The organism is Flavobacterium sp., assembly GCF_043760115.1.
Classification (GTDB): domain Bacteria; phylum Bacteroidota; class Bacteroidia; order Flavobacteriales; family Flavobacteriaceae; genus Flavobacterium.
This window is the reverse complement of the sequence record NZ_JAYUPK010000086.1, coordinates 22,839-43,037: the sequence shown is the minus strand read 5'-3', so window position 1 is coordinate 43,037 and position 20,199 is coordinate 22,839. Positions and strand designations below refer to the sequence as shown.

Sequence of the window (20,199 nt, the reverse complement as noted above, 5' to 3'; positions counted from 1 at the left end):
TTGTTTTTGTTTAATATTATTAACGTTTTAATCTTCTATAAACGTTTGAATCCGCTGGATTCGATTTTAATCAGATTTTAAAATTTACTCGATTTACTGAACACTGTAAACTGAATACTGAACACTGTAAACTGAACACTAATTACTCAGCGTTATCTAGAAAATCTTTTATCTTATCTACATACTTATCAAAGAATGATTTTCTAATTTTCTTTTCTGTCGTTTCTTCTTCTTCAATACTATTTTCTATTGTTTTTTCTTCTGTAATTTCTTGTTTTTGTTCTACTACTGGAGCGACATATTTTGGCATTGTTCCTGCTTGTGTCATTTCTAGTTTGTAGGCACTTTGTGTATTATTAGCAATGCTATTCATTACTAATCCAACCGCGGTTGCATATAATGGACTTGAAATTTCTTCGCTAGAATTTCCTGCAAGATGTTCATTTGGATAACCAATTCTAGTATCCATTCCTGTAATATATTCTACTAATTGTTTAATGTGCTTTAATTGTGCACCACCACCAGTTAATACAATACCTGCAATTAATTTTTTTCTTGGATCTTCGTGTCCGTATAATTTTATTTCTGTAAAAACTTGTTCTATAATTTCAACTACTCTAGCGTGAATAATTTTAGACAAATTCTTTAATGAAATTTCTTTTGGTTCTCTTCCTCTTAATCCTGGAATAGAAACAATTTCGTTGTCTTTATTTTCTCCTGGCCAAGCTGAACCGAATTTTACTTTTAATAAATCGGCTTGTTTTTCTATAATTGAACAACCTTCTTTAATATCATCTGTAATTACATTTCCACCAAAAGGAATTACTGCAGTGTGTCGAATAATTCCGTCTTTAAATATGGCCAAATCTGTTGTTCCTCCACCAATATCAATTAATGCAACTCCAGCTTCTTTTTCTTCTTGACTTAAAACTGCATCTGCAGAAGCCAAAGGTTCTAATGTTAATCCGGATAATTCAATACCAGAACTTTGAATACATCTTCCCACATTTCTTATGGATGATGCTTGACCAACTACAACGTGAAAACTTGCTTCTAGTCGTGCACCAAACATTCCAATTGGTTCTTTTATTTCCGATTGACCATCAATTTTAAATTCTTGTGGCAATACGTGAATAATTTCTTCTCCAGGAAGCATTGCTAATTTATTAACTTGATCGATTAATATTTGAATGTCTTTTCCAGAAATAACTTCTTCTGGATTGCTTCTACTGATATAATCTGTATGTTGAATGCTACGAATGTGTTGACCAGCTATTCCAACCACACAATCGTTAATTTTGTAACCTGAATTTTCTTCTGCCTCAATTACAGCTTGTTGAATAGACTGAATGGTTTGAGTAATATTATTTACAACGCCACGAGCAACGCCTAAACTTTTAGCTTTACCAACGCCAAGAATTTCAAGCTTTCCGTATTCGTTTTTCTTCCCAATCATTGCAACGATTTTCGTGGTTCCAATGTCTAATCCTACTGCAATATTTTCTCTTTCCATTGTTATCTTTTTATTTAGTGCAAACTACTTGTTGCGTAAATTTCAGATTTATATTTTTATACTTTGCAAGCGTACTATCTAAAATTGCTTTTTGAAAAAACGCTTTATAATTTTTAAATTTCTTCTCAGTATTTATGATTTTTCCAAATTCTATTCTATAATTAAAATTTCTATTTGTCATTATCAAGTCTTCACTAGGCAAAATTTGTATGCCAATGATGTTTTCTTTTAAAAACTCATCGTTGTAAATTATCTTAAAAACTTCTGATAATTTGGCTCTATTTTTTTTGTTAATTTCCCCCAAAACAATTGGAACTCTAGCGGTAAAATTATTTGATAACGGCATTGTATGACCTTCATAATCAATATAAAAAGAGTCTGACGCGTTAAAACATCTTGCTATTGGCGTTTTTTGAACAACCTGAGCTTTTAGAACGCCATCAATACTGAGAAACACTTCACATTTTTGAACCATTTCTTGTTGGTTGACAGATTTTTCCAATTGGTTCAAATTTACTTCCTCTTTTGCTATACTTTTTACATGTTGATTATTTTCTATTAACAATTTATTAACCGTTTCTTGTTTAAGGAAATTGTTGTTATCTCCTACAAAAATTACTTCCGATTTTGTTAATTTTCTATGAGAATTTCTATTTGATGTAAAGGCATACAAAAAAATTACCAATGCAAACATTAGTACCAATCGAATAGATGTCCAGTTAAAAATTTTCATATTTGTTGCTGTTTTTTATTATTGGTCAAATATGGAATCGCTTTTTTATTTTTTGATATTTGCTTACGCAAATTTTTTATTTTTGGCGATTTCATAACAACGCTTTTTTAATTGATGGAACTAATTCTCCAATATCTCCTGCTCCAATTGTAACAATTACTGTTGCATCAGATTTTAAAATAGTCGGAATTAAATCATTTTTAGACACTAACTTTTTATCTTGATTATCTATTTTAGAAAGCAACCAACTTGAAGTTATTCCTTCCATTGGTAATTCTCTTGCTGGATAAATATCTAATAATAAAACTTCATCAAACTGTGATAAGCTTTTGGCAAAATCATCGGCAAAATCTTTAGTTCTGCTAAATAAATGAGGTTGAAAAATGGCTAAAACTTTTTGATTAGGATACAATTCTCGAACTGCATTATGTACTGCATTTATTTCTGTTGGATGATGCGCATAATCATCAATATAAACCAATTTATCTGATTTTATTTGATAAGAAAATCTGCGTTGAATTCCTTTAAAACTTTCTAATGCACTGACAATTAAATGATTTTGAATTCCGAAAGTTTTTGCCATAGCAAATGCCATTAAAGCATTCATTAAATTATGTCTTCCTGGCAGATTAAACTTTATATCTTTTATAATTTCCGATGGTGTTTTAATATCAAAAACATAACTACTATTTTCTATTCGAACATTAAATGCTTTAAAAGTTGCCACTTCATCAATTGCGATTGTTAAAGCATCTAATTGAACACCTTTTGGAACAAATAGTTTAGTTTTATCTGAAACTTTATTGGCAAATTCTCTAAACGAATCTTCAATTGCAGATGCGTCACCATAAATATCTAAATGATCTGCATCCATTGATGTTACGCAAGCAATATTGGGATGTAAATGCAAAAACGATCTGTCAAATTCGTCAGCTTCTACAACTGTTATTGTTTTTCCGCTTCCAATTAAATTAGAATTATAATTTTCTACAATTCCGCCAAGAAAAGCCGTAACATCTTCGCCACTTTCATACAAAATATGTCCAAGAATACTAGATGTTGTAGTTTTTCCATGTGTTCCTGCAACTGCAAAACAAAAAGTATCTTTGGTAATAATTCCTAAGACTTCGGCACGTTTTTTAATTGTAAATTCTCGTTCAACAAAATAATTCCATTCTGAATGAGAAACTGGAACTGCTGGAGTAACAATTACCAGAGTATTTTCTACATAAAAATCGGTTGGAATTGCATTTATGTTGTCTTCAAAATGAATGTTCATTCCGCCAGCAATAAGTTCATCAGTTAAAGTTGTTGGCGTTTTATCGTAACCAGAAACAATTTTACCAATGTTTTGGAAATAACGAGCCAAAGCACTCATTCCGATGCCTCCAATTCCTATAAAATAGACGTTATGTATTTGGTTTAGATTCATTTTTCAATTTCAATTACAATGGCAATAGCAAAAATCAATTTTTAAATTATAATTTCAACTTTCAATTTATTTTATTGAATTTTGAAGTTGATTTTTGACATTGTTATTGTATTAGTTTTATTATTTCTTCAACAATATCTTTTGTTGCGTTTGGTTTGGCTAATTTTTTTATGTTTTCACTTAATTTATTCTGCAAATTATCATCATGAATTAACTGATTAAAAATAGTTTCAAATTTTTCGTCCAACTCACTTTCTTTAATTAACAATGCTCCGTTTTTATCTACAATTGCATTGGCATTTTTGGTTTGATGATCTTCGGCAACATTTGGTGATGGAATAAAAATTGTTGGTTTTCCTACCAAACACAATTCAGAAACCGATGATGCTCCAGCACGAGAAATTACAAAATCGGCTGCTGCATAAATCAAATCCATTCTATCAATAAACGATACAACCTGTACATTTTCTTTCTCTGAAAAATGCTTATATTCTTCATAATAAAACTTTCCACATTGCCAAAAAACTTGAACATCATTAGCAATTAAAAAATCTAATTCTTTTTCAATTAATTGGTTAATTCTTCTTGATCCTAAACTTCCTCCAAGAACTAAAAGTGTTTTTTTATTATCATCTAAATTGAAATACGAAATTGCTTCACTTCTTTTAGAATGTATATCCAAAACATCTTGACGAACCGGATTTCCTGTAAATGTCATTTTGCTTTTTGGAAAAAATCGATCCAAATTTTCATACGCTACGCAAATTGCATTTGCCTTTTTACTCAATAATTTATTTGTAATTCCAGGATAGGAATTTTGCTCTTGAATAACTGTTGGAATTCCAAAACTATTGGCAACTTGTAATAATGGTCCGCTTGCAAAACCGCCAGTTCCTATAACAACATCTGGCTTAAAATTTTTAATTATTTTTCTAGATTTCCATAAACTACTCATTAATTTTATTGGAAACATAGCATTTGAAAACGTAAATTTTCTTTGTAAACCAGAAATCCAAAGACCTTGTATTTTGTAACCTGCTTGTGGTACTTTTTGCATTTCCATTTTGTCTTGTGCGCCTACAAATAGAATTTCACAATTTGGGAAACGTAATTTTAATTCATTGGCAATAGCAATTGCAGGATAAATATGTCCTCCTGTACCACCACCACTTAATATGAATTTGTTTTTTTTCATTATAAACGTTTTCAATAAACATTTTTATAAATTTCTTTTATATACATATATCTATAAACATATAACTCCGCTGGAGTTTTTTCTTTTTTTACTCTGTTTTATAAACATATAACTCCGCTGGAGTTATTTAATTTAATTTATTTTTTTCGCATTCCGTTTATGGCAAGCATTGGATTTTCTTCTATTGAATAATCATCTTCGATAATTTTATTTTTTATCGATGCTTTCATTTGATTTATCTTTACTTTATTTTCATCTTCAATTTCATTTTCTGATGCTTCGTCTTCTTGTAATTGCTTGTCAATTAATTTTTGTAGAGCATCATCACGCTTTTCTTTTTCGGCAATTTCCTCGGCAATTTCTTCTTCTTTTTTTGTTACGCTTAATATCATTCCGATAGCAATACAAGTCATCCAAATGGAACTTCCACCAGAACTTATTAATGGTAAAGTTTGACCAGTAACTGGAAGTAATTCAACTGCAACTCCCATATTTATTAATGCTTGAAAAATTATTGGAAATCCAAGTCCGACGACAATTAACTTACCAAAAATAGTTGTGGATTTATGTGCTGCGACAATAAACCTAAACAACAACAACAGATAAATTGCTAAAATGCCTAAAGCTCCAAGTAACCCATATTCTTCTACAATTATGGCAAAAATAAAATCGGATGATGATTGTGGAAGAAAATTTTTCTGAACACTTTTTCCTGGTCCAAGTCCGTAAACTCCTCCAGTTGCAATGGCCGTTTTGGCTCTTTCTATTTGATAATAATCGTCTGCATCTTTTACACTATCTCCTTTTTTAAAGAAACTATCAATACGTTTTTCCCAAGTTTTAACGCGATTAGGAAAAGCATCTGGAAAAGCTTTCACAACTAAAATAAAAAATGTGAAGGAAATTAATCCCATTCCGATAATAATTCCGATGTATTTTAAAGGATACTTTCCAATAAACGTTAGCATAATTATCATTGAAAATATTAATGCTGCTGTTGAAAAATTGGCTGGAAGAATTAACATTAATGTTATAAAAACTGGCAACCACAACTCAATTACAGATTGTTTAAAATTGTGTTCTACTTCTCTTTTTTTAGATAAGTATTTGGCAACATAAACATAAAGTACAATGGCTGCAAAAGTTGATGTTTGAAATGTAATCCCTATAAAAGGAATTTTTATCCAACGACTTGCATTTGCGCCATCTATCGTTGTTCCTTTTAATAATGTATAGATTAATAAAATCCAAACTACAGGAAGAAATAACATTGAGAGCGCACGAAATTTATGATATGGAATTTTATGAATTTGATAAATAATAAAAAAACCGATGAAGATATGAACTGCGTGTTTTACTAAATAAGTAAGTGCATTTCCTGATCCGTGACGCATGTAAGCCAAATTACTACTTGCACTAAAAACAGGCATAAACGAAAACAGAGCCAAGAGCGCAATGAATGCCCAAATGACTTTATCTCCTTTTAAACTGTTTATTATTTGTAGCATATTTTTGTTTTGAGTTGTGAGTTGTGAGTTTTGAGTTGTGGGTATCTCATAACTCATAACTATTATTTTTACAAGTTTCTAACTTCTCTTTTAAATTGATTTCCTCTGTCTTCGTAATTTTCGAACAAGTCGAAACTGGCGCATGCAGGCGATAATAAAACGGTATCACCTTTTTCGGCAATGTGTCTAGCTGTATTAACTGCATCATGCATATTGTCTACTTCTACCATCATATCTACTACGTTTCCGAAGCAATCGATAATTTTTTTATTATCAACACCAAGACAAATAATTGCTTTAACTTTTTCGTGAACTAGCGAAAATAATTCGGTGTAATCATTTCCTTTATCTACACCACCAACTATCCAAACGGTTGGTGTTGTAACGCTATCTAATGCAAAAAAAGTAGCATTTACATTGGTTGCTTTAGAATCGTTTATGTATTGTACATTCTGAATTTTTAACACTTTCTCTAAACGATGTTCTACACCTTGAAAATTGGATAAACTCTCACGAATTGTTTGCTTTCTGATGCGCAAAATATTTGCCACAGAAGTTGCTGCCATTGCGTTTTTCATATTATGTTTTCCCTCAAGTGCTATTTGAGTTGTTTCCATTAAAAACTCTTCTTCGTTGATGTTAATTTCCATAGTTAGGTTGTTTAAAAATGCTCCTTTTTCCAATTTTTTTAATAATGAAAAAGGTAGTAATTGTGCGTTAGTTTTATTGTTTAAAAACCAATTTGAAATTGCTTCATCATCGTTATCATAAATAAGATAATCGGCATTGGTTTGATTCATTGTTATTCTAAATTTAGCTGCGATATAATTTTCATATTTATAATCGTATCTGTCTAAATGGTCTGGACTTATGTTAGTAATTATGGCAATGTGTGGCTTGTAATTTATAATTCCGTCCAGCTGAAAACTGCTTAATTCTAAGACGTAATACTCATAATTTTCTTCGGCAACTTGCCACGCAAAACTTTTTCCAATGTTTCCGCCCAAGCCAACATTTAATCCACCTTCTTTTAATAAATGATAGCAAAGCATTGTTGTGGTTGTCTTGCCATTGCTTCCTGTAATTCCTATTGTTGTTGCGGTTGTATATTGTGCTGCAAATTCAATTTCAGAAATTACCAGAATTCCTTTTTCCAAAAGTTTTTTTACAACTGGCGATTTATCTGGAATTCCTGGACTTTTCATTACAACATCGGCATTCAGAATTAATTCTTCTGTATGCTTTTCGTCTTCCCAATTTATATCATTATCTGTAAGAACTTGTTTGTAATTTTCTTTTATTTTTCCAAAATCAGATACAAAAACGTCATATCCTTTTTTCTTTCCTAGAATTGCTGTACCTACTCCACTTTCTCCACCACCAAGAATTACTAATCTTTTCATCTTTCTTTTTTTAAACTAATAAGAAATCTAATTTTCATTAAGAATTTAATTATCTAAGTTTTAATGTTACTATTGAAACTATAGAAAGAAGAATTGCAACAATCCAAAAGCGAGTTACAATCTTGCTTTCGTGGTATCCTTTTTTCTGGTAATGATGATGCAATGGCGACATTAAGAAAATTCGTTTTCCTTCGCCAAAACGTTTTTTTGTATATTTGAAATAGGCAACTTGAATAATTACCGAAGCACTTTCTGCAAAGAAAATTCCGCAGAATAGTACAATCAACATTTCTTTTCTTACAGAAATTGCTAAAACTGCAATAATTCCACCAATAGTTAAACTTCCTGTATCACCCATAAATACTGATGCTGGATAGGAATTATACCAAAGAAATCCAATTAATGCTCCAACAAATGCTGCAATAAAAACGGTCATTTCTCCAGAATTGGGAATGTACATTACGTTTAAATAATTGGACAAAATAATATTACCCGATATAAAAGTGAATATTCCTATTGCTAGTACAGATATTGCTGATGTTCCTGCTGCTAAACCATCAATTCCATCGGTAAGATTTGCTCCATTAGAAACTGCTGTAATAATGAAAATTACTATTGGAATAAAAATTAACCAAGCCCATTTTTGATAATCATCTGTAAATGGTTCTAAAATTTTAGCATATTCCAACTCATTATTTTTTGTGAAAGGTATAGTTGTAACAGTTGATTTTATTTCTTTTTGATTTCTAGTATTAATTGTATTTTCTGTTTGATTAAATCGTAATGGCGTTTTAGATTTTTCTCTTATAGTAACATTTGGACTGAAATAAAGCACCGATCCCACTATTAATCCCAATCCAACTTGACCAATAACTTTAAAAATTCCTTTTAATCCTTGTTTGTCTTTTTTGAAAATTTTAATATAATCATCTACAAACCCTATAATTCCCATCCAAAGTGTGGTAACAATTAATAGAATTATGTAAATATTATTAAGTTTGGTTAAAAGTAAAACCGGAATTAATGTTGCCACAATTATAATTAATCCACCCATAGTTGGTGTTCCTGCTTTTTGAGTTTGTCCAGCTAAACCAAGTTCACGAACTGTTTCTCCAACTTGTTGATTTTTTAAAAAATTGATTATTTTTTTTCCATAAATAGTTGAAATCATCAAAGATAAAATCAATGCTAATGCAGATCGAAACGTTATGTATTGAAACACTCCAGTTCCTGGAACGTCTAATGTTTTGTCTAAATATTCAAATAAGTAGTATAACATATTTTTTGATTTAGGATTTAGGATTAAAAGATTTAGGATTTTGGAATTATTACTATTTCAAAAATCAAAAATCTTTACTACTCTATCTATATTGTTTATTTGTGTATGTAATGAGATTCTTCCTTCGTCAGAATGACAAAAATGCCGTTGAATCTTTTTTACTTGTTTAATTGTTCTAAAATTTCTTTAACCATTTTCATATCATCAAAATCATATTTTACACCTTGAATTTCTTGATATGTTTCATGTCCTTTTCCTGCAATTAGGATTATATCATTAGCATTTGCCAATTGACATGCTGTTTTTATTGCTTGTTTTCTATCTTCAATTGACAGTGATTTTTTATAATTTTGAGGTTCAACACCAGCTTCCATTTCTTCAATAATAGATTTAGGATTTTCAGTTCTAGGATTATCCGAAGTAATAATTATTTTATCGCTTAATGTTGAGGCAATATTTGCCATTATTGGTCTTTTTGTCTTGTCTCTATCGCCACCACAACCTACAATTGTTATTAACTGTTCGTTTTTAGTTCTGATATCGTTTATGGTTTTTAACACATTTTCTAATGCATCTGGTGTGTGGGCATAATCAACTATTGCAGTAATTTTTTCGTTAGAAACTATGAATTGAAATCTGCCAGAAACACTTTCTAATTCAGATAACAATCTTAAAACTTCTAGTTTTTCTAATCCTAATTCGACAGCAGTTCCAAAAATTGCTAATAAATTGTAAGCATTAAAAGTTCCTATTAATCTAACCCAAACTTCATTGTCATTAATTTTCAACAACAATCCTGATAGTTGATTTTCTAAAATTTGTGCTTTATAATCGGAATACGATTTTAATGCATAAGTCAATTTTCGTGCTTGAGTATTTTGAAGCATTACCAAGCCATTTTTATCATCAATGTTGGTTAATGCAAATGCTGATTTTGGTAATTCGTCAAAAAACAATTTTTTTACATCACGATATTCTGCAAATGTTGGATGATAATCTAGATGATCGTGCGATAAATTTGTAAAAACGCCACCAGTAAAATGTAATCCTTCGGTACGTTTTTGATGAATTCCGTGTGAACTCACTTCCATAAAACAATAGTCGCAACCGCTAATTATCATTTCGTTTAAGAAATAATTTATGGTTAGCGAATCTGGAGTTGTATGCGTTGCTTTATGTTCAACTGTATCAACCATAATTTTCACAGTAGAAAGCAATCCAACTTTAAAACCTGCTTTTTTAAACAATTGATATAACAATGATGCCACTGTAGTTTTACCATTTGTACCAGTTATTCCAATTAATTTAAGCTTTGATGAAGGATTTGCATAAAAATTATTTGCCATAAAAGCCAAAGCCGAATTGGTGTCTTTAACTTGAATATAGGAAATTCCAGTTTGAATATTTTCTGGCAAAACATCGCAAACTATTGCTGTTGTACCAAGTGAAATTGCTTTTTCTATAAAATCATGACCATTAGAAATTGTACCTCTAATGGCAACAAAAACATCATTTTCTTGAATGTTTCTTGAATCGAAATGAATATTTTTTACAGTAATGTCTGTTGAACCTTTTACAGATTCAATTGCTACTTTATATAATATGTCTTTTAAAAATAAACTCATTTTTTTTCATTTTTCGCCTTTCCTTCGGTGAGTTTAGGTCAAGATAATTCAAGAATTATAGTTGTGTTTTTAATAATTTTTCCGCCTGCAGGAATGGACTGATTTTTTACTTTTCCAATTCCTTTAATCTTAACTTTAATGCCTAAATTTCCTAAAAGCGCCACAGCATCCATTCCAGACATTCCTTTTACATTGGGAATTGTATCTTTAACATTATCAGCTTTGGCATAATATTCATTATATTTAGAGTCTTGCTTTTCTATTTTTTTATCTAGATTTTTAATTTCATTTGTAGATGGTGCATCGGTAAAAATCTTTTGAGCAATTCTTTTAAAAACTGGACCAGCTACATCTGCACCATAATAATTATTCAAAGATGTATTGGGTTTGTGAACTACAACAATGCATGAATATTTAGGATTATCTGCTGGAAAAAAACCTACGAATGAGGAGATATAATGTTTGTCATTTCCGCCATTGGTTCCGTAATTTGCTTGCGCAGTTCCTGTTTTTCCTGCCATAGAAAAATCTTTCGAATAGAGTTTAGAACCAGTTCCGCGTTTTACGACATTTTCTAAAAGTGCTTTTAATTTTTTAATTGTTGCATCTGAACATATTTTAGGATTGATAACTTGCTTATCAAACTTTTTTATGGTTTTATTCCATTCTTTAATTTCAGATACAAATTGTGGCTTTACCATTTCGCCATTATTTGCTACAGCATTATATAATGTCAATGTTTGCAAAGGCGTAACAGCAACTCCATATCCAAAAGCCATCCATTGTAATGAAATTGCACTCCAAGATTTATCTGATGGATGCGGAATTTTAGGAATTCCTTCGCCTTGAAATGGTAATCCTAAAGGTTTATTTAAACCTAAGTTATCAATTCTATCTGTAAATTGTTTTGGATTATTTTTATAATTGTCGTAAACTGCTTGCACCATTATAGTATTAGAAGAAACTTCAAATCCGCGACCAACAGTTATTTTACCATATCCACCTTCGTGAGAATCTCTAACTTTTCTTCCTCTATATATAATTGTTCCGCCATTACTGTCATAAACTTTGGTAGTATCAATTTTATTATCGTCTAGCAAAGCCATCATATCAAAGAGTTTAAATGTTGATCCAGGTTCGTGAGATTCTGCTACAGCATAATTAATAGTTTCGTAATAATTACCCGATTTTTCGTCTCTACCAAGATTTGAAATCGCTTTTACGTGTCCAGTTTTAGTTTCCATAACCACAACACAACCGTGTTCTGCGCCATATTCTTCTAACTGTTTTAACAATGCGTGATGCGCAATGTCTTGAATGTAAACATCTAAAGTTGAAATAACATCGTAACCATCTTGTGGATCAACTTCGTTAATATCTCTAATTGGTTTCCATTGACCTTTGGCAATTTTTTGTTTTAAAACTTTACCATCTTTTCCGTTAAGATATTTTCCAAATGCGCCTTCAATACCTACTCTTTTTTGCAAACCATCTTCGTCAATTCTATCGTAACCAATTGTTCTTTCGGCAATTATTCCAATTGGATGTTCACGAACTGTTTTTTGTTCTACAATTATTCCTCCTTTATTTGCTCCTTTTTCAAATAATGGAAACGATTTAATTGCAGCATATTCTGTGTAACTTAAATCTTCCGCAATAAGCGTATATCTGTTTTTATTGTCTCTTGCTTTGCGTAATAAATCTTGAAAATAAGAACTTGGCTTGTTTAATAATCTTGACAAAGCGTCTGATAATGGAGTAATATTTTTTTCAAAATCGTCAGCTTTTGGCGTTACAGCATCAAAACGAATTGTATAATTAGGTATTGATGTTGCAAGTAAACTTCCATCAGACGAATAAATATTTCCTTTATTGGCAGGAATTACAAAATTTTTAACGGTTCTTTCTTTGGCTAATTTTCTATAATAATCGCCTTCTACCCATTGAATATTAGTTAATTTGACAGTAACTGCAATTGCCATTAAAAAAATAGCAAACGCAACTAAGTAAATTCGGTAAGAGATATTTTTATCTTCTACTGCCATAATTTTTTAAAGAAACTTTTTTCTTCGGGTTTTTTAACTTTTATTTTTTGTGGTGGAACCGATGCTGGAAAAATATTACGTTTTTCCATTTTTTTAGAAATAGTTGATTCCATTTTTAATTTCATTAATTCTGATCTTCTGTCCACAAATTCTGATCGTAATTCTTTTACTTCATTAGTTAAATCGGCTATTTCAAATATTTTTTGTTCAAATCGATGTGTATTTGCAATCATAATTATGGCTAAAACAACTATAAATAAAATGAAACGCCAGTTTTTAGTAGCGTCTTCATTTACAAGAAATCTTGCTTTTAGTATGTTGTATATTCCGCCTTTCATGTTTTTCTATTTGCCGCTAAGGCACTAAGTCGCTAAGCTTTTTTTCTTTTGAAATCTATTTTTAAAATCTTTCAATATTAAACTGATTCCTAATTACTTATCTCTGATCACTGATCACTAAAAACTATTTCTTCTCTGCTATTCGTAATTTGGCACTTCTTGCTCTATTGTTTATTTTAATTTCTGCATCGGATGGAATAATTAATTTACCAATAGTTTTGAATGGAACAGAAAAATTTCCGAAGAAATCGCGTTCTGGTTCACCTTCAAACATTCCGTTTTTTATAAATCTTTTTACCAATCTATCTTCTAGTGAATGGTATGATATTACACTTAATCGTCCTTCTGGCTTCAATAATTCTAATGATTGTTCTAGAAATTCTTTTAAAACATCCATTTCTTTATTTACTTCAATTCGAATAGCTTGATACATTTGAGCCAAAACTTTATTCCTAACTCGTTCTGGTAAAAACCGTTCTAAAACTTGTTTTAATTCGTCTGTTTTATCAATTGGTGCTAATTCTCTTGCTTCAATAATTACTCTTGCAATTGCGGAGGCATTTTTTAATTCGCCATAATCAAGAAAAACTCTTTTTAAATTGGCTTCATCGTATTGATTGATAATTTTATGTGCATTCAATTCGTTTTTCTTACTCATTCTCATATCTAAATCGGCATCAAATCGAGTAGAAAAACCTCTTTCTGGAACATCAAATTGATGAGAGGAAACTCCTAAATCTGCCAGAATTCCGTCAACACTTTTTATGTTATGAAATCTTAAAAAACGTTTTATGTATCTAAAATTTTCTTGTATTAAAATAAATCGTTCATCTGGCAAAGCATTTTCCCACGCATCTTCATCTTGATCAAATCCAAATAATTTTCCGTCAGCATTTAACCGACTCAAAATTTCTTTAGAATGTCCGCCACCGCCAAAAGTTACATCAACATAAATTCCGCTAGGATTTATATTTAAACCATCAACGGTTTCTTTTAAAAGAACAGGATTATGATAGTCCATTTTCGTCGTCATTTACATTTCCCATTACGTCTTCGGCCAAATCGGCAAAGTCTATTACTGAATCGTCAATTGCTTTTTCATACAAGTCTTTATCCCAAATTTCGATAATATTTACTGCCGACGACAAGACAATATCTTTGGAAATTTGAGCAAAATTTGTTAAATCTTTAGGAACTAATAATCTGCCTAAAGCATCAATTTCAACCACTTTAACTCCAGCGGTAAAACGACGAATGAAATCATTATTCTTTTTTACGAACTTGTTTAACTTATTGATTTTAAGCATCATTAAATTCCATTCACTCATTGGATACAATTCTAAACAAGGTTGAAAAACAGAACGCTTCAAGACAAAACCGTCTTTAAGAGAAGCTGCAAGTTGCTTTTTAAATGGCGCAGGCAAAAGCAACCTTCCTTTGGCATCAACTTTACACTCGTATGTTCCAATTATTGTATTCAACAAATAATTTTTAAATGACTTGAGCAAAAATATAAAATATTTTACCACAATTTACCACATACTACCACTTTGTTGATAAGTTTTACCACTTTAACAGTATTCGAAATATTGTTTTGATAATTTAAATAAACATATTGTTTAACAAAAGATTACGAATTGTTGATTCTATTGAAATAAATATCGTTTTGTAAATATATTATTGCGAATTTTTCAATAAAATTATATAAATTAGAAATTTAAATTTTATTTAAATTTTTGATTTTAAATGTTGATAATTACTGTTATAGTGATTTTAAACTTACTCAAAATAGAAAGAAAAAACTTGAAAATAACCATTAATCAATAGGATTTGCTATATAAAAAACTATATTTGTAACAATTGAAATTTGGACAAGAAAATGAATCTTACCGTAAAAAAAGAAGGAAAATATAGTTATATAGAAGCTGGTGAAGGAACGCCAATAGTAATTCTTCATGGATTAATGGGTGGATTGAGCAACTTTGATGGAGTTGCCAATTTTTTTCCTTCTAAAGGATATAAAATTGTAATACCTGAATTGCCAATTTATACACAAAGTTTATTAAAAACCAATGTAAAAGCATTTGCTAGATACGTTAAAGATTTTATTACCTATAAAGGTTTTGACAGAGTAATTTTATTGGGAAATTCACTTGGCGGACACATTGCTTTGTATCATACGAAAATGTATCCAGAGAAAATGCTTGGACTTATAATTACTGGAAGTTCAGGACTTTATGAAAGCGCAATGGGAGATAGTTACCCAAGAAGAGGCGATTATGACTACATTCAAAAGAAAGCTGAAGATGTATTTTATGATCCAAAAGTTGCTACAAAAGAAATTGTAGATGAAGTTTATGCAATGGCAAATGACAGAATAAAATTGATAAAAACATTAACGATTGCCAAAAGTGCCATTCGTCATAATATGGCTAAAGATTTACCAAAAATGCATGTACCTACTGCAATTATTTGGGGTAAAAACGATAAAGTTACACCGCCAGAAGTTGCTGTAGAATTTGATAAATTATTGCCAAACTCTTCTTTATATTGGATTGACAAATGCGGTCATGCTGCAATGATGGAACATCCTGATGAATTTAATACTATAATGGCAAGTTGGTTAGAGAAAGTGCATTTGTAGCAGTTTAAAACTATTAAAAAAAAATAATTACTATCACGAGATTGCTTCGTGCCTCGCAATGAGTTTACAATGAAAATTAATACCGCCGAATTTATAATAAGCAATTCAGATGTAACAAAATGTCCAACGGAACGTTTGCCAGAATATGCTTTTATTGGTCGATCTAATGTTGGGAAATCGTCATTAATAAATATGATTACCAATCATAAAAACTTGGCAAAAACATCTGGAAAACCAGGAAAAACTCAACTTATAAATCATTTTAAAATTAATTCTAATTGGTTTTTAGTAGATTTACCAGGTTATGGATATGCTAGAGTTTCTAAAAAAACCAAAGAAGTTTTTCAAGAATTTATAACAGATTATTTTGAAACTAGACAACAACTAGTTAGTGCCTTTGTGCTAATTGATATTCGTCTTGAAGCTCAAAAAATTGACTTAGAATTTATAGAATATCTTGGCGAAAGCGAAATACCTTTTTGCATAGTTTTTACTAAAGCAGATAAACTTGGTAAAAGTAAAATAGCAATGCACGTTGCCGCTTATAAAAAAGAATTACTTGCTAATAATTGGGAAGAAATGCCACCTTATTTTATAACCTCTGCAACAGAAGGAACTGGAAAAGAAGAACTTCTTAAATATATTGAAGAAATTAATGTTGATGTTTATAAAGATTTGAATGAGTTTTAATATGAATAAAATTAAAATATTTTTTTTATTGTTTTCTTTAATTTTAACTGGATGCTCAACTGCTAGTTATATTGTAAAAAATAAAAGTCAAACCATAGGACTAGATTTTACTAAAGGAAAATGGCTATTAAACGAAATTGATTGTCCAAATTCTGTTTATAAACAATTGAAAGATAAAGTAAATAAAGACTTTGGTAGAATTTTAGGATTAAGATTTTACAAAATTGGTGATGTTAATTCTATAATTTTGCCTAAAAAAATTGAAATTAATTCAAGTAAAGAAGTTTTAAAAAAAATTAATATTGGCTGTAAAGGTTATGATTATCTGATAAATATAAAAGCTATTATTATTAAAGAAGAATTTGGAGGCGTTGATATTTCATCAAGCAATTTTAAAACAGAAAAAACAAATCAATCAGAAGTAGTTCTTGAAGTTTATGATATTAATTTATCTGAAATTATTTATTCTCAAACAATAAGTGGTAGTACTAAGCTTTTTGAAAGTAGAAGCGATGTTAATTTTTCTAAAAATTCTAATATGTTAATAATTGGTAGCTATAAAAAATTAATGAAATTATTAGAAAAAAAATCTTTAAATTAAGTTATACATTCTAAGCGTAAAAGTTCGCAAATTGCGAACCTTTTTTTATTTAGTTAACTCCAACTTCTCGGCAAAATAATCACAGAAATCTCTCATTGTGTCTGCCATAGTTTCATCTTGTGTTGCTCGTTGAAAAGTGTCTGCCATTGCAACCAAAGTTTGATGAAAAAATAATTTCATTTCGTCTACAGGCATTTCTTTTGTCCATAAATCTATGCGAAGTGTTTCTTGCGCTTTTCCATCCCAAACAGAGAGTAACATTGCTTTAGCTTCTTCAAGTTGAACGCCACCATCTTGTGCTGTCCAAGTTAATTTTTCTGGAACTCTATTTTCGTCTAGTTCTACTAGAAATTTTATTTCTGATGTTATTGTACTCATTATTTTTTGGGTTTGTATTTAGATCTTTCAAATAATTGTTTTGCGTCTAGTTTTAAAACATCTTGCAAAGCAACTTCTGGATTGTTTTCTACAAAAGAACGCACAATTTGCCAACCTGTAAATTGACCAATTCTTCCTGGAGTTTGGTTGTCTATTTCCAGATAGAATTTAGAAAATGGTGCTGGATTTATAAAACGATTTGCCAATTTAGACTCTGAACTAAAGAGTAATTTATCTTCAATAAAACGTGTCCAAACGTATTGTTCGTTTTCTTGACAAAATTTAAGTTGTTCGTTTGTGTAACCAATTCTTTCTGCTTCGGTATAATCTGGAAGTAAAATATCTTTTAAATACAATTCTTTTCCAGAATAAATCATTAGTGATAATAATGTTTCGTCTGTTGGTAGTTTTAAAATTCCGTAGGCAAATGATTGAACAATGTCTGGCATCATTTGTCTTGGTTCGAAATTGGCTTTTAAATACTCTGGAAATGGTTGATAGAATTTAGTGTCTTTTCCTAAATATAATTCTATTGCAATTAACAATTTATCGTTGGCGTAAATGGCTTTTGTATCTGGGTTTACTTCGGATATTAAAGTATAAACTGTTGGAGTTGTTACTTGCGGAAAATAATATTTTATGTGTTTAAAAAGCGCTTCTATTTCTTGTTTTTGAGCACTAAAATCTTTGAATTTAGTTTGACTTGCATCGTACAAAGCACGCCAATCTGGGTTTTGCATCTTTTCTATCCAATATTCATCTGGCGTTCCTGGATCAAAGAAAAATGGATATTGTGCTTTTAAAACTTGCAAATTTGAAGGTTTTGATTCAAAAAATGCTTGATCAAACCGAACAACTTTCATTGTCATTGGAATGTCTTCTATAGCATTTTCTACTTTGCTTTTTTTATCGCACGAGATTACTACAAAACTTATAATTATAAAAAGATATTTTTTCATTGGAATTATGTAAGAAAAAAAGTTTAAAATGTAAATAATTAAGAAAATTTATTCAGAAATTAGCCTAGATTGAAATGTAAATCCTTTTTTAATTTTGAGTTAGTTTTTTCTTGATAAAAAAAAACGACCAAAGAAGTTCTTTTTTTATTTAGAAAAACAACATAAAATTAAAAAAGATTGTAATGTAAAGCTGGAAATTGCTTCTAAAATTAAAACGTATTTAATTTAAAATTATTATTTTTGCAAATATACATTTCCAATTTATAATTTGCGCGAATAAAATGAAAAAGAAGAGTACAATTAATGTAGAAAAAGTTAACGATTTAATTGTTGATTGGTTAAAAATTTATGCTGAAAATGCTAAAGTTAACGGATTTGTAATTGGAATTTCTGGTGGAGTTGACTCGGCAGTTACCTCAACACTTTGTGCCCAAACTGGATTGCCTGTTTTATGTATAGAAATGCCTATACACCAAGCGGAAAGCCAAGTAAATAGAGGAAAAGAGCACATTGAACAGTTGAAGTCTCGTTTTAAAAATGTTACTAATGTTGAGGTAAATTTAACATCAACTTACGATACTTTTAAAGCTGAAATGCCTCAAGGTGATGATAAAATCAAGCACAATTTATCAATGGCAAACACTAGAGCAAGATTGCGCATGACCACTTTATTCTACTTTGCTGGAATAAATAATAAATTAGTTGTAGGTACTGGAAATAAAGTTGAAGATTTTGGTGTAGGATTTTACACAAAGTATGGCGATGGCGGTGTAGATTTGAGTCCGATTGCAGATTTAATGAAAAGTGATGTTTATGCGCTAGGAAATTATTTAAAGATTCCTGATTCTATTCTAGTTGCTTTTCCTACAGATGGATTATTTGGAGATAGCAGAACCGACGAAGATCAGCTGGGAGCAAGCTACGACGAACTAGAATGGGCAATGATAGAAAATGAAAAAAATAGTGTTGCAGAAAATTTTGTAGGAAGAGAAAAGGTAGTTTTTGAAATTTATAATAAGTTAAACAAAAGCAATTTTCATAAGATGAATCCTATACCAATTTGTAATATACCTGTGAATTTGAGATAAAGATTCATAATTTTAACAATTGTTTAGCAATTTTTTAATACCTTTACATCTTGCTAAATAATTAAATTATACTGACAAATTATTAAAACAAATAAATTGACCATTAATAAATTACAATTATGATAAATGTTTGCCTAGCCGATAATTTCCCAGTTGTTCATTTTGGCGTAAAAGCATATTTTAAAGATCATCCAGAAATTAATGTTGTTTCTAACGTTGGAAGCTTTTTTATGGTTCCAGACGCACTAAGAAATAAAGAAATTAATGTATTAGTCATTGATTTAGAACTAGATGGACTTAAAAGTATCTATGAACTAAAAGCTATTATTAAAAATTTTCCTGAAACTAAAGTTTTAGTTTTTACAAATTTAAACGAACAAATTTATGCTCCAAATGCTATTAAAAGTGGTGTTTCTGGATATGTTCACAAATCTGCCAAATTAGAAACTCTTGGGACAACTATTATTAGAGTTCATCAAGGTTTGATTATGATGAGTGAAAGTATAAAGAAAAATTTAGCTTTAATTGCTAAACAAAATAAGAGCGAAAGATTATACAGAAAACTTTCTAATAGAGAAATCGAGGTTTTGCGTTATTTGTGTGACGGAAAGAAAAACAACGAAGTCTCTAAAATTTTAGGTTTGAACGAAAAAACTATTTCTACTTATAAATTAAGATTGCTTCAAAAATTGAATGTAACTAATTTAGTTGATTTAGTTAACAAAGCTAAAACTTTGGATATTGTTTAAATAACTACCAAATTTTAAA

19 protein-coding genes are annotated in these 20,199 nt (G+C 30.0%); 5 read left to right on the top strand and 14 right to left on the bottom strand.

What is annotated here, in order from left to right; translation table 11 throughout:
• Nucleotides 1-142: 142 nt before the first annotated feature.
• The 12 genes from ftsA to mraZ form a co-directional block, all read right to left on the bottom strand.
• Entirely contained in the window at nt 143-1,513 is a 1,371-nt protein-coding gene (gene ftsA / locus ACH2BC_RS07490) for a cell division protein FtsA (RefSeq protein WP_395053372.1), read from the bottom strand.
• 10 nt (nt 1,514-1,523) lie between these two features.
• On the bottom strand, nt 1,524-2,246 hold the full coding sequence (locus tag ACH2BC_RS07485; protein WP_395053371.1) for a cell division protein FtsQ/DivIB: 723 nt from the start codon (nt 2,244-2,246) through the stop codon (nt 1,524-1,526).
• A gap of 91 nt (nt 2,247-2,337) precedes the next feature.
• Nucleotides 2,338-3,678: a UDP-N-acetylmuramate--L-alanine ligase gene (gene murC, locus ACH2BC_RS07480; protein WP_395053370.1), complete on the bottom strand. Its 1,341-nt coding sequence runs from the start codon at nt 3,676-3,678 to the stop codon at nt 2,338-2,340.
• A gap of 103 nt (nt 3,679-3,781) precedes the next feature.
• Entirely contained in the window at nt 3,782-4,873 is a 1,092-nt protein-coding gene (gene murG, locus ACH2BC_RS07475) for an undecaprenyldiphospho-muramoylpentapeptide beta-N-acetylglucosaminyltransferase (RefSeq protein WP_395053369.1), read from the bottom strand.
• 137 nt (nt 4,874-5,010) lie between these two features.
• A complete protein-coding gene (locus ACH2BC_RS07470; protein WP_395053423.1) occupies nt 5,011-6,381 on the bottom strand; it encodes an FtsW/RodA/SpoVE family cell cycle protein in 1,371 nt (456 codons plus the stop codon).
• 68 nt (nt 6,382-6,449) lie between these two features.
• Nucleotides 6,450-7,784 (bottom strand): UDP-N-acetylmuramoyl-L-alanine--D-glutamate ligase, encoded by a 1,335-nt coding sequence (murD, locus tag ACH2BC_RS07465; RefSeq protein ID WP_395053368.1) that lies wholly within the window; start codon nt 7,782-7,784, stop codon nt 6,450-6,452.
• A 49-nt stretch (nt 7,785-7,833) separates the two neighbouring features.
• Complete coding sequence (gene mraY / locus ACH2BC_RS07460) at nt 7,834-9,063, bottom strand: phospho-N-acetylmuramoyl-pentapeptide-transferase (protein WP_395053367.1); 1,230 nt, start codon at nt 9,061-9,063, stop codon at nt 7,834-7,836.
• Between the two features lie 158 nt (nt 9,064-9,221).
• Entirely contained in the window at nt 9,222-10,688 is a 1,467-nt protein-coding gene (locus ACH2BC_RS07455; RefSeq protein WP_395053366.1) for a UDP-N-acetylmuramoyl-L-alanyl-D-glutamate--2,6-diaminopimelate ligase, read from the bottom strand.
• A gap of 38 nt (nt 10,689-10,726) precedes the next feature.
• Nucleotides 10,727-12,733 (bottom strand): penicillin-binding protein, encoded by a 2,007-nt coding sequence (locus ACH2BC_RS07450; protein WP_395053365.1) that lies wholly within the window; start codon nt 12,731-12,733, stop codon nt 10,727-10,729.
• Nucleotides 12,724-13,071, bottom strand: a complete 348-nt coding sequence (locus ACH2BC_RS07445; RefSeq protein ID WP_395053364.1) for an FtsL-like putative cell division protein — start codon at nt 13,069-13,071, stop codon at nt 12,724-12,726. Before ACH2BC_RS07445 ends, ACH2BC_RS07450 begins: the two co-directional genes overlap by 10 nt.
• 124 nt (nt 13,072-13,195) lie before the next feature.
• Entirely contained in the window at nt 13,196-14,104 is a 909-nt protein-coding gene (gene rsmH / locus ACH2BC_RS07440; protein ID WP_395053363.1) for a 16S rRNA (cytosine(1402)-N(4))-methyltransferase RsmH, read from the bottom strand.
• Entirely contained in the window at nt 14,079-14,552 is a 474-nt protein-coding gene (mraZ, locus tag ACH2BC_RS07435; RefSeq protein ID WP_395053362.1) for a division/cell wall cluster transcriptional repressor MraZ, read from the bottom strand. The genes rsmH and mraZ overlap by 26 nt, the downstream gene beginning before the upstream one ends.
• 398 nt (nt 14,553-14,950) lie before the next feature.
• On the opposite strand from mraZ, the gene ACH2BC_RS07430 reads away from it, so the two are divergent.
• The 3 genes from ACH2BC_RS07430 to ACH2BC_RS07420 all read left to right on the top strand — a co-directional run bounded on the left by ACH2BC_RS07430 (nt 14,951) and on the right by ACH2BC_RS07420 (nt 17,006).
• Nucleotides 14,951-15,715 (top strand): alpha/beta fold hydrolase, encoded by a 765-nt coding sequence (locus ACH2BC_RS07430; RefSeq protein WP_395053361.1) that lies wholly within the window; start codon nt 14,951-14,953, stop codon nt 15,713-15,715.
• A 69-nt stretch (nt 15,716-15,784) separates the two neighbouring features.
• The gene (gene yihA / locus ACH2BC_RS07425) at nt 15,785-16,405 is read left to right on the top strand and encodes a ribosome biogenesis GTP-binding protein YihA/YsxC (RefSeq protein ID WP_395053360.1); all 621 of its coding nucleotides are present in this window, start codon (nt 15,785-15,787) and stop codon (nt 16,403-16,405) included.
• 1 nt (nt 16,406) lies between these two features.
• Nucleotides 16,407-17,006 carry a hypothetical protein gene (locus ACH2BC_RS07420; RefSeq protein ID WP_395053359.1) on the top strand — a complete coding sequence of 200 codons (600 nt, stop codon included), beginning with the start codon at nt 16,407-16,409 and terminating at the stop codon, nt 17,004-17,006.
• 45 nt (nt 17,007-17,051) lie between these two features.
• On the opposite strand, the gene gldC is transcribed toward ACH2BC_RS07420, so the two are convergent.
• Entirely contained in the window at nt 17,052-17,384 is a 333-nt protein-coding gene (gene gldC / locus ACH2BC_RS07415; protein WP_395053358.1) for a gliding motility protein GldC, read from the bottom strand.
• A complete protein-coding gene (gene gldB / locus ACH2BC_RS07410; RefSeq protein ID WP_395053357.1) occupies nt 17,384-18,343 on the bottom strand; it encodes a gliding motility lipoprotein GldB in 960 nt (319 codons plus the stop codon). Before gldB ends, gldC begins: the two co-directional genes overlap by 1 nt.
• A gap of 281 nt (nt 18,344-18,624) precedes the next feature.
• Here gldB and nadE point away from each other — a divergent pair, with 281 nt between their 5' ends.
• Together nadE and ACH2BC_RS07400 are read left to right on the top strand one after the other, a co-directional pair.
• Nucleotides 18,625-19,431: an NAD(+) synthase gene (gene nadE, locus ACH2BC_RS07405; RefSeq protein WP_395053356.1), complete on the top strand. Its 807-nt coding sequence runs from the start codon at nt 18,625-18,627 to the stop codon at nt 19,429-19,431.
• 119 nt (nt 19,432-19,550) lie between these two features.
• Nucleotides 19,551-20,180, top strand: a complete 630-nt coding sequence (locus ACH2BC_RS07400; protein WP_395053355.1) for a LuxR C-terminal-related transcriptional regulator — start codon at nt 19,551-19,553, stop codon at nt 20,178-20,180.
• The last annotated feature ends 19 nt before the right edge of the window (nt 20,181-20,199 follow it).

Coding starts and splice junctions, on each gene's coding strand:
- ftsA (WP_395053372.1), bottom strand. CDS start 1,513: ATGGAAAGAGAAAATATTGCAGTAGGATTAGACATTGGAACCACGAAA.
- ACH2BC_RS07485 (WP_395053371.1), bottom strand. CDS start 2,246: ATGAAAATTTTTAACTGGACATCTATTCGATTGGTACTAATGTTTGCA.
- murC (WP_395053370.1), bottom strand. CDS start 3,678: ATGAATCTAAACCAAATACATAACGTCTATTTTATAGGAATTGGAGGC.
- murG (WP_395053369.1), bottom strand. CDS start 4,873: ATGAAAAAAAACAAATTCATATTAAGTGGTGGTGGTACAGGAGGACAT.
- ACH2BC_RS07470 (WP_395053423.1), bottom strand. CDS start 6,381: ATGCTACAAATAATAAACAGTTTAAAAGGAGATAAAGTCATTTGGGCA.
- murD (WP_395053368.1), bottom strand. CDS start 7,784: ATGAAAAGATTAGTAATTCTTGGTGGTGGAGAAAGTGGAGTAGGTACA.
- mraY (WP_395053367.1), bottom strand. CDS start 9,063: ATGTTATACTACTTATTTGAATATTTAGACAAAACATTAGACGTTCCA.
- ACH2BC_RS07455 (WP_395053366.1), bottom strand. CDS start 10,688: ATGAGTTTATTTTTAAAAGACATATTATATAAAGTAGCAATTGAATCT.
- ACH2BC_RS07450 (WP_395053365.1), bottom strand. CDS start 12,733: ATGGCAGTAGAAGATAAAAATATCTCTTACCGAATTTACTTAGTTGCG.
- ACH2BC_RS07445 (WP_395053364.1), bottom strand. CDS start 13,071: ATGAAAGGCGGAATATACAACATACTAAAAGCAAGATTTCTTGTAAAT.
- rsmH (WP_395053363.1), bottom strand. CDS start 14,104: ATGACGACGAAAATGGACTATCATAATCCTGTTCTTTTAAAAGAAACC.
- ACH2BC_RS07430 (WP_395053361.1), top strand. CDS start 14,951: ATGAATCTTACCGTAAAAAAAGAAGGAAAATATAGTTATATAGAAGCT.
- yihA (WP_395053360.1), top strand. CDS start 15,785: ATGAAAATTAATACCGCCGAATTTATAATAAGCAATTCAGATGTAACA.
- ACH2BC_RS07420 (WP_395053359.1), top strand. CDS start 16,407: ATGAATAAAATTAAAATATTTTTTTTATTGTTTTCTTTAATTTTAACT.
- gldC (WP_395053358.1), bottom strand. CDS start 17,384: ATGAGTACAATAACATCAGAAATAAAATTTCTAGTAGAACTAGACGAA.
- gldB (WP_395053357.1), bottom strand. CDS start 18,343: ATGAAAAAATATCTTTTTATAATTATAAGTTTTGTAGTAATCTCGTGC.
- nadE (WP_395053356.1), top strand. CDS start 18,625: ATGAAAAAGAAGAGTACAATTAATGTAGAAAAAGTTAACGATTTAATT.
- ACH2BC_RS07400 (WP_395053355.1), top strand. CDS start 19,551: ATGATAAATGTTTGCCTAGCCGATAATTTCCCAGTTGTTCATTTTGGC.